The organism is Aphanothece hegewaldii CCALA 016 (assembly GCF_003007785.1).
In the GTDB taxonomy this organism is placed as follows: Bacteria; Cyanobacteriota; Cyanobacteriia; order Cyanobacteriales; family Microcystaceae; genus Chroococcus; species Chroococcus hegewaldii.
The window spans coordinates 1-8,432 of the sequence record NZ_PXOH01000068.1 but is presented as its reverse complement, the minus strand read 5'-3'; the positions used below and the strand labels follow the sequence as shown (position 1 = coordinate 8,432).

2 protein-coding genes are annotated in these 8,432 nt (G+C 42.9%); both read left to right on the top strand.

Features of this window, described 5'->3' with window-relative positions; all coding sequences use genetic code 11:
* Positions 1–260: 260 nt before the first annotated feature.
* Positions 261–2,072 (top strand): fatty acyl-AMP ligase, encoded by a 1,812-nt coding sequence (locus C7H19_RS24500; RefSeq protein ID WP_106459527.1) that lies wholly within the window; start codon positions 261–263, stop codon positions 2,070–2,072.
* Between the two features lie 342 nt (positions 2,073–2,414).
* Positions 2,415–8,390, top strand: coding sequence for a calcium-binding protein (locus C7H19_RS24495; protein ID WP_106459526.1), 5,976 nt, complete (start codon positions 2,415–2,417; stop codon positions 8,388–8,390).
* Positions 8,391–8,432: the final 42 nt, after the last annotated feature.

Genomic DNA, 8,432 nt, shown 5'->3' with positions numbered 1-8,432 from the left:
TTGTTGTAGGGTGGTGGTCATTGCTTTATGATTCCTATTACGTTTTCAAGGTTCGTTATGAATATGTACTTATCTTAATTACTTTTTATAGTTTTGTAAAGCTTTCTAACAATGTGTCTTCTTATGTAAATGATAAGCTTAACTTATGTATGTTTTTTGCTTCTTGACCAATCTTTGTTCTGGATTTATCATCTCGCAAGAAAGGATATTGTAAAGTTTCTAAATATATCGTTTTACTATTACGCCCAACTATATTAAAAATGACCCAAGTCTTAAATCAAAATCCCTCTAATCCCGTTGAATTCTCGACAATAGTTGAATTATTACGCTATAGAGCGCACAATCAGCCCGATGGACACGCTTACACATTTTTAATTGATGGCAAGACTCCCACGGAACCGTTATCCTATGGAGAATTAGACCGACAAGCAAGAGCGATCGCCGCTTTATTCCAGAAATACCAAGCCAAAGGAGAACGAGCCTTACTGTTATATCCCCAAGGTTTAGAAGTCTTAGCCGCTTTTTGTGGCTGTTTGTATGCAGGTGTGATCGCTATTCCCGTTCCTCCACCAGAGTCAGGACGACTCAAACGCACTCTACCTAGATTACGATCGATTGTTAAAGATGCAAATGCGACTTTTGCCCTCACTACAGCGAGTATTTTAGGACTTATTGAAACCGTTAAAGATGAATTTCCAGAATTTGATGAGATGCGTTGGATCGATACCGATACTGTTGATCTATCTTTAGCCGATCAATGGGTTGATCCAGAAGTTGATAAAGATGTATTGGCTTACTTACAATATACCTCTGGTTCAACGGCAATCCCCAAAGGAGTCATGCTGAGTCACTTTAACTTGATGCACCATTGTAAATATCTCCAGAAAGCTTGTGGCTATGATGCGGATAGTGTATCTGTAACATGGATGCCCTACTTTCATGATTATGGTTTAGTTGAAGGGATGATGGTTCCCTTGTATAACGGTACACCTTGCTATCTCATGTCGCCTTTTGCTTTTATTAAACGACCTGTACAATGGTTACGGAATATGACGAAATATCGCGGAACCCATAGCCAAGCTCCCAACTTCGCCTATGATCTGTGTATTCGTCGCGTTAAACTCAAAGATCTATCAGAACTCGATCTCAGTAGTTGGCAAGCAGCAGGAAACGCAGCCGAACCCATTAACCCAAGAGTTATGGAAAAATTTGTCGAAATCTTCAGTCAGATCGGTTTCACTTGGGAAGCTTTCGCCCCATCCTATGGACTAGCTGAATATACCCTACTGGTTTCCACTTCACCAAGAGACACAAAACCCGTTATTGCTGCTGTTGATGCTGCATCTATTGAACGCAATAAAATCGTTGATGCAAAACCCGATCAAACCACAGGAATTAGATACATTGCAGGTTGTGGTCAGCGAGTTTGTGAAACTAATATAGTAATTGTTGACCCGACTACTTTAACCCGATGTGCAAGCGATGAAGTTGGGGAAGTTTGGGTAAGCGATCCTAGTATGGCACAAGGCTACTGGCAACGCACCGAAGAAACCAAAGAAACCTTTCAAGCTTATCTTCAAGATACCAACGAAGGGCCATTTTTAAGAACAGGTGATTTAGGTTTCCTTAAAGATGGAGAATTATTTATTACAGGGCGGATCAAAGATTTAATTATTGTTCGTGGAACTAACCACTATCCCCAAGATTTAGAATGGTCTGTCCAACATCTTAACCCAGTATTCCGTCCTGATTACGGTGCAGCCTTTTCTATTGAAGATAATGGAGAAGAACAACTCGTACTCGTCCAAGAAGTCGAACGTCGTAGCGGTGAAATTGATCTAGAAAAACTTTTAGGAGATATTCGCCAAGAAATCGCTCTCACACACGAAATTATGACTTATGCGATCGTATTAGCAAAACCCGGAACGATCCTTAAAACCGCTAGTGGAAAAATTCAGCGTCGCGCTTGTCGTCAAAACTTCCTCGATGGCACAATTAATATCGTCGGTGCTTGGAGTGAAAACCCCGATTTAGTGAGTAAATTTCATTCTACAGAAGATGACGAAGATTAAACCCGTAATGTTTGTCTTAATGGCTATAAAGCAATGATTTTAATTCAAAAAATTATTGCAATCAATTGCTAAATTCGACAAAGTTCAAGCTTTACGTTCAGCTTAACTTATTTTTGCATCGAAAGTTTTTTCGTCAGGAATTACGCAGTTGTTGCCGCTCATTGATAACAAAAGTTAAATTTATTTTTGTAACGAAAGCTAACAAAGCAAACACCATAATAGGTATCAGCATGATAGATTTGAAGCAAATTAAAATTTATTTTTATTAGCTAATCAACAACAATAATTATTGATTATTTAGTTGATCTTAGTTAATCTCAGCCTAAGTAACTAAAAAAGAAGATGACTCCTTTTGTTATAGGTGACAACTTACTTATAGGAACTTCTCTAACAATTGCTCAAGAAAGTTTTGCGGCTCTTGAACAAGTTTTATCAATTATACAAGAACGGCTGCAAGCTCTTATGAGTGAGCCAGAGATTCAGCAAAAGTTAGCCTTAGAGTTTGGCGATCGCATTAACCCCGAAGCAGTAGGGACATTACGACAACAATGGGCTGTTGGAGATTTTGACTTACTAACAGAAGTCGATCTCTTGCTAGAAGAAGTAGCCCATTGGGTTGATAGTCACGTGAGTCGAGAAAATGCCCTTGGAGATGAAGAGTCGATTTTTAGCACCTTAATTAGAAATGATTCTGTTGATGAGCAGCAGTTACAGTCTATTAAGCTTGAGGACAAGATTAACATAAATGGAGAAGCGATCGCTATTTTTGCGGCTTCAGATTCCGTCAGCCAGACCCAAATCAATCAACTCAAAGCGGGCATCAATCAGGTTTTCACCGATCTCAATGCGGCTCTCGGTACTCAGGTATTGGCCGAACAACTGCCCATAGTAGGCAATAATCTTCAGGATGCCTTTAACGGTGGGACTGCATCTCTACAGTACCTGATTCAATTGCGTGAGGCGATTAAGACGGGTCTCAACACCCTAACTGGCAGTTCTAGCTACACCACCACCCAGATTCAGAATGCAATTAATACTGCTTTAGTAAACGCTGGTATCGGCGGGGCTGGGGTAACAGCTATCGTTTCTGGTACAGAAGTTCGCCTCAATTTTACCACCACGACACAGTATAGCTCAGTGGCGATCGCTATCGAAAACAATTTAGGATTGCCTAATCTAGGACTGAAAACCACAGGATTAGCCCAAACTAGCCTAGGGTATACCTTTAATTTTGGGGTTGGGGTCGATAATACAGGTTTCTATCTAGATACCTCATCTACTTCCCAATTTCAGATCAACAGTAACACTACACTTCCTGGCTTTAATGCTAGTGCGGATCTTTCCCTGCTCAGTTTCGCCGCTACAAACAACGGTACAAACTTCGTCGGCAACTTCGCTATTGATCTCAAAGATCCCAACAATGACAACAAATTGCGACTAACGGAACTAACCAGTTCACCAGATTTGCTTGATGCCAGTTTAACTGGTAATGCCAACATTAACCTCAATCTGCAATCGACCCTCCCTGCCCTAACTGGACTGCCGACACTCAGAACTAACCTGGGAATTCTCTGGAATTTCAATGCGGCAACTGTCAACCCCTTAGATAACAATAGCAATTTTGGTGAGGTACCCACTGTCTTCTTGCGAGACAATAAAGTAAATCTAGGATCTTTCTTCGGCGGTTTTGCAGGACAGGTTTTAAACACGGTTAAAAGTGTTACAAGCCCTTTGCAGCCAGTTATCGATATACTCACCACACCGATTCCTTTACTAAGTGATCTCGGTTCTAGTAAGGTGACTCTGTTAGATTTAGCAGGGGCTTCTCCCAGTACGGTAGCAGTGGTTGAAGGCTTAAAAGATATTACTCAACTGGTCAATAGTCTATCTAGTTTCACGGGTAACGATAATATCTTTATTGACTTAGGTTCTTTAAGTATTAATGGTGATCTGCGTATCGATAGTCTCCCAGATGTCAGCCTCATTAACACGCGCATTCCAACTTTACCAGGCAATCAGAATACAAATTTGTTCCAATTCCTGAGTGACGTTAACAGTGTGGGCGGTGGAGGATTGAGCTTTCCACTGCTGACCGACCAAATGGCGATAGGTAAATTGCTGCTAGGACAAAACGTTGATCTGTTCAGTTATCAGCCTAACCCGTTAGTGGTTGATTTTAAGTTTAAACAATTCTTCCCAGTTATCGGCCCAGTTGGTGTCAATTTGGGCGGTAAATTTGGCATAGGAGCGCAGTTAGCCTTTGGCTATGACACTCAGGGATTACAAGATTATCTTACAGGGGGGCAAACTGATCCGACCAAGGTCTTCAATGGCTTCTATGTCATTGCCTTTGATGATAGCGGACTACCTGTTACGGGGTTAGAGATCCAAGCTGGCATCATCGCTGGAGTGGCTGCTAATCTCGGTATTGCTGAAGTTGGCGTTGATGGCGATTTGACGGCAGACATCAACTTTTATCTAAGTTCCGCTTTGGCAGATGCCGAAGGTAAAGTTCGTGGAAACCAACTGAGCAATACGCCTGTAATTGATCTATTTGAGCCTAGTGGGGAACTATCGGCAGGTTTACAGGCTTATCTAGAGGTAGGTATTAGCCCCTTTAGTGTCGGTTTTAGCTTTGACAGTCCACGAGTCGTACTGCTCTCCTTTAACAAAAACAACAATACACCGATCATAGCTAGTAACGCTAATGACAATATATTCCTCAATGTTGGCCCCCGTAGTGCCTTGCGTAAGTATGGCAATCTCAAGGATGGACCTGAAAGTTACAAGATTCAAAAAATTGTTGATCCGTTGTTAGGAAATAGTCTCCAGATTGAAGCATTCAAAACGATCGAAACTTACGATATACCTAATAAAATTGTAGCCAATGGGGGCGATCGCGCCGACGAACTTACAGTCGATCCAGGAGTTTCGGCGGTAATAGTCTTTAGCGGGGGAGCTAGTAAAGATCTCCTCACAGGGGGATCTAACAATGACAGCCTCAGTGGTGATGACGGGCCAGATGTCCTCATTGGTAATGGCGGTGTCGATACCCTACGCGGCGGTGTTGATGCCGATAAATTGATCGGGGGTAGTGGGGGAGATCTACTCGATGGGGGCGACAGCGAAGATACCGCCTCCTACGCCACAGCAACAGTAGCAATGCTAATCGATTTAAGCACAGGTCATTTTACAGGCGACGGCATTGGTGACATCTTTATCTCGATCGAACGCTACGAAGGAACTAACTTCAATGACACGATCAATGGGAACGACAACTCTAATAGCCTGCTCAGTGGTTTAGAGGGAAACGACACGATCCAAGGATTTGCGGGCAAAGATCTGCTTGATGGCGGTGCGGGAGATGATTCTTTATTGGGGGGAGCAAATGACGATTTTCTTGTAGGTGGTCCTGGTGTAGATGTCATTGTTGGGAGTAGTGGCGTTGATACGGTAGCTTATACCAGTTCTAAAATACCTGTTGCTGTAAGCCTTAAGACTGGCTTGGGAACAGGTGGGGATGCCCAAGGAGATCAATTAATCAATGTAGAAATATTGATAGGTTCGCCCCTTCCCTTTGGTGATATCAATACCTACAACATCCAAACAGGAGATACTCTAGAAGGCAGTAATATTGTTAATACTATTAGTGGTTTGGGTGGAGCCGATTTTATCAGTGGACAGGCGGGAAACGATCTGCTTTACGGTGATGCTGCTAATACTAGCTCTCCACCTGTTCCGGGTTTTGACAATGATACCCTGCGAGGAGACGAGGGCAATGATACCCTGTTTGGACAAGCTGACAATGACGATCTTGATGGTGGTTCTAGCCAAGACAGTCTAGATGGCGGAGATGGCAACGATCACCTACGAACATTCGATCTAGAAAGTGTAGATACCCTTGATGGAGGTACAGGGACTAACCGACTGAGTGCTGATTACGCGGATCAGACCGTTAATATCACGTTTATTGCGGGTCAGACGAATAATTATACCTTCAGCAATGGTGAAACGGCTCGCAATTTTCAGAATTTAGGCGAGTTTAATACGGGTTCAGGGAACGACCTGATCAAACTGGAAACGGTAAACGAAAGCTACGATAATATTTTGCGTACTAATGCGGGACAGGACACCATTTTCGCGGCTAACGGTAATGATTTCGTTGATGCTGGATCGGGCAAGGATTTTATTGATGGCGGGGCGGGGCAAGACAGACTATTTGGAGGAATTGATAACGACAAACTGGCTGGGGGAGCCAAGGTTGATACCCTAAATGGCGGTGCGGGGAGCGATACAGCAGACTACAGCAACTCTCCTTCGGAAGTAATCATTAATTTAGCGACTGGGACTGTTAATGGTGGATATAAAAAGACATTTAGCAATAATGATTGGGTATATAGCTTGGTTAGCGATGCCATCTCTGTAAAAAGAGACCCAGTTTCGGGTAATGATATCGTCACAGTAGATCGACTTACAGGCATCGAGAACTTAATTGGCAGTCAATTTAGAGACAAACTAGATGGAGATGACAACGACAATATTTTTAGACCGGGGTTGGGACGAACCAATATAACCTATGGTTACAGTTCTGACGGGATCAATGGTGCGGGTGGTAACGATCTGTTGATTATCGATTATTCAGTAGGCGATGATGCAACAACAGGCAGGATGGAGGGAGGAGTCTTGAGCGTACAAGGAAATGCAGGACAATTCGTTCGTTATAATGCTGATGGCACTACTCAAGTTGATGGGGTTAATTTTCAAAATATCGAACGCCTGCAAATCACGGCAACAAGCAAGAATGACTTGCTGACTGGAATTGTCGGCGATGATACTATAAATGGCAGTGCTGGAAATGACACGATATTTGGTGGCGCTGGCAATACATACAGCTTCGGCAATGATGTCATTAATGGTGGGGAGGGTGATGACGAGATTGCTAATCGGTACTACGGTCACGCCTCATTTGATGCTAACTTAGATCGACTCGATGGCGGTGCGGGTAATGATACGCTGTCGGCTGATTTCTCTAACCAAACGGCTGATATTACCTTTATTAGTGGACACTCTAACAATATTACTTTTGCCGATGGCACTTACGCTAAGAATTTTGAAAACATTCGCCACCTCACTACTGGCAGTGGTAACGATCGGATTATTCAAAAAGAACGAATTTCAATCGCGCCCTATCAATTTTCGTCAGGAAATGACATTCGTACAGGGGCGGGAAATGACACTATTGATGCTGGTTTAGGATATCAAGATTCTGTAGATGCTGGAGAAGGCAACGATCTGCTGATTATAGACTATTCTGAGGGAGATGATGCAACTGCTGCGGGGTTGAGTGGCTCAGTACAATGGACTGGTGATCTTTCTAGTAGGGCTTTTTATACTCGTTCTAACATTGATAACAGCGCACGCGATTATACTATTGGTATTAACATTGAGCGTTATAAAATTACTGGTACCAGTAAGGCTGATAGTTTTGCTGGTTTTGATGGAGATGACACACTCGTAGGCGGTGCAGGTAATGACACTATTAAAGCTTTCTTTGGCAACGATGTTGTTGATGCGGGTAGTGGTGATGATGAAGTGAGTGCCTCCTATGAATCTCCTCGCGGCGGAACTGATAGCAGCAAACTAGATAAACTAAATGGCGGAACGGGTATTGATACTCTAAGTGCTGATTTTGGCAATCAAACCATCGATATCAACTTTAACAGTGCTAATCCGACCGATTTGTTGTTTAGCGATGGAACCTACGCCAAAAACTTTGAAGTCGTCAAGAACCTGCAAACGGGAAGCGGAAATGATACCCTAATCCAGTTAAATCGCCTCACTAACAACTTTGTTATGGGGGCAGGTAACGACACCATTAACCCTGGCTTAGGGCTCTCCGACATTGTAGATGGAGGAACTGGAGATGACTTGCTGATTCTTGATTATTCTATTGGAGATGATGCCAATGCAGGAGCCGTTACCACCTTTGGTACAAGTTTCTTCCGCAGGACTATCACCAACGCCAATCTAGATTCGATCGGTTCTTTCAATATTGAGCGAGTTCAAGTTACAGGAACAAGCAAGAATGATAGCCTCGTTGCTGGGACTGGAATTAAAGTTACCTTCAGGGGTGAATCTGGCAATGACACCCTTTCTGGTAATACGGGTAATGATGATTTAGAAGGAGGCTCTGGGTATGACTCCCTAACTGGCTCTACTGGCAATGACCAATTTATTTTCAGTAGCGATCGCTCTTTTAATCCTGCTGACTTTGGGATCGATACTAGGGCGTGTCTGCAAACCTGTTATACTGAGTAATATTACTCATCGTTAATTGTTTATATGACCGCGAGTGCTAAC